At 72.0% G+C, this 2,062-nt stretch carries 2 protein-coding genes and 1 pseudogene; 1 reads left to right on the forward strand and 2 read right to left on the reverse strand.

Going from position 1 to position 2,062, the window contains the following annotated elements:
• A pseudogene (locus tag CCN44_RS41880) lies at positions 1-485 on the reverse strand (glutamate--cysteine ligase); the annotation flags it as partial.
• Positions 486-940: 455 nt separating this feature from the next.
• On the opposite strand from CCN44_RS41880, the gene CCN44_RS41885 reads away from it, so the two are divergent.
• Entirely contained in the window at positions 941-1,342 is a 402-nt protein-coding gene (locus tag CCN44_RS41885) for an SH3 domain-containing protein (RefSeq protein ID WP_059247129.1), read from the forward strand.
• A gap of 368 nt (positions 1,343-1,710) precedes the next feature.
• Here the strand turns inward: CCN44_RS41885 and CCN44_RS44840 are convergent.
• The coding region (locus CCN44_RS44840; protein ID WP_158103232.1) for a hypothetical protein at positions 1,711-2,062 on the reverse strand (352 nt) is incomplete at its 5' end.

The raw sequence follows: 2,062 nt of genomic DNA on the forward strand, positions 1-2,062 counted from the left end.
TCGCCGCGCGCGGCGAAGACCTGGTCGTTGAGCAGCCGGTAACGGGGATTCTCCGACAGGGCCCCCTCCCCGATGTCCTCCTGCCGCAGCGTGGGCAGGATGCCGACCATGAGCAGGCGGGCGCCGACCGACCGGGCCCGCAGGTCGGCGTGGTTCAGCGCGGCCCGGATCTCCGACTCCCAGGAGTCCGGGCCGCCCGCCGTCAGCCGCCGGGGCGGGACGTTGATCTCCAGGTTGAACCGGCCCAGCTCGGTGGACCAGGCGGGGTCGGAGATCGCCTCCAGCACATCGCTGTTGCGCATCGCCGGTTCGGCGTCGTCGTCCACCAGGTTCAGCTCGATCTCCAGGCCGACCTGGGGCCGCTCCGACTCGAACCGTGCCTCGCGCAGCATCTGCGCCAACGCGTCCAGGCACTCGTGCATCTTGATCCGGTACCGGCGGCGGTCCTCGCGGGTGAAGACGAGCGCCGGGACGTCACGCCCCATCGGGCCTCCAGGTCCCCTGGTCGGACACCTCTCCTCCCAGCGTCGCACCAGCCCACGACCGGCACCAAGCCGACGGCCGCGCCGCGGACCGGGGAGCCAGGAGACGACGGCGGGCCGTGGCGGGGACGACCGGTCCGCAGGCTCCCACCGACCCCCGAAAGGCTTCCGTGACCATGATCCGCCCCGCTCGTCGGCGCATCGACAGTGTCCTGCGGCGGGCCGGTCGGCCAGCCGGTCCTGCGGGCCGCGCCCCCGTAGAAGCCGATCCCTTCCGAGCGGGGCGCCGGCGGAGCGTCCGGGCCGCTGCCCGAGGCCGCATACGGCAAGCGCGTGCTGCCGCCAACGGCAGGAGAGCCGCCGACGCCGAGTTGGCCGGATCTGGTCATCGACTCAGACCTTGACGGGCAGCAAAACTAGGGCACGGAGTCCAGCATGGACACGGAGGGGGAAACGACATGAGCAAGTGGCTGCGCAGTGTCGCTGTTGCCGCAGGAGCAGCGGGGCTGATCGCCGTACCGTTCGCGACAGCTGTCCCGGCGGCGGCCGCTCCCGGGCCTGCTTCGACGCCGGCCACGGCCCTCAGCTGCAGTCACGCGTACAGCAACAAGAGCAGCGGCACGGCGCGGCTGATCGGCAACGGCGTCAACGTCCGCACGGGCCCGCACACCACCTGCGCCTCCACCGGCCAGCTGAACTACGGCGACGGCGTCTATCTGCACTGCTGGACCACGGGGACGTCCGTGAGCGGAGTCAGTACCTGGTGGCACATCCGGGTGAACGGCACCTCCTGGAACGGGTGGATCGCTCACTACTACCTCGACCCCTCGGACTCGCCGACCAGCGGCAACAAGTGCTGATCGGTCGACAGCCGCCCCACAGCCCTGCGCATGGCGGTACCACTGATCCGAGGCCGGCCCCACCTGGTGCCCGGCCTGGCCGGTGGAAGGGCAGCGCTGCTTCCGGAACAAGCCGCGCGGTCGTGCGGGTCTCCATCGGGCTCGGCGGGGACCCGGCCGGCAAGGAGCGTCGGCCAGCAGCTGAGACCAGTGGTGTGCGGCGCTGACCCGGCAGACGTGCCGAGCGATCTCCCCTGTGTCGAGGCTCCACAGCCGTCGCTCGAAGCCCGCGGCGGCGAGACTCGCGAGCGTACGGTCGCCGCTTCCGGTGATCAGGGTCTCGCCGTCGGCGCTGAAGGCGAGGGCGGAGACCGAGTCACTGCGGCCGGTCAGCACAGCCGTCGACCGCCACGTACTCGTCCCCACAACTCGCGCGAGACGGCGATGTCGCGCTGCGCGTCGGCGATCCGTCGCGCCCGCACTGCCCGGACTGCGGTGGCGGTGGCGACCAGGAGCAGTACGGTCAGCAACGCCACGGCCTGACGCCGTAGCCGTGCACGTCGTCGGACCGCCGCTTCCTCTGCTGCGCGCGCGGCCACGCCGGCATCGAGGAAGGCCGATTCCAGGTCGGTCGGTGACGGTCGGTCCAGGCCGGTGGCGAGGGTCAGGCGGACGCCGCGGTGCAGTGCCCCGCCATCGCGTGGCAGCAACTGGACCGCGATGGCGGGGCACTGCACCGCG

Source organism: Streptomyces tricolor (assembly GCF_002155905.1).
GTDB lineage: Bacteria > Actinomycetota > Actinomycetes > Streptomycetales > Streptomycetaceae > Streptomyces > Streptomyces tricolor.

What these genes read in the sequence shown, in the direction of transcription:
- CCN44_RS41885 (WP_059247129.1), top strand. Translation starts at nt 941, where the DNA reads ATGAGCAAGTGGCTGCGCAGTGTCGCTGTTGCCGCAGGAGCAGCGGGG.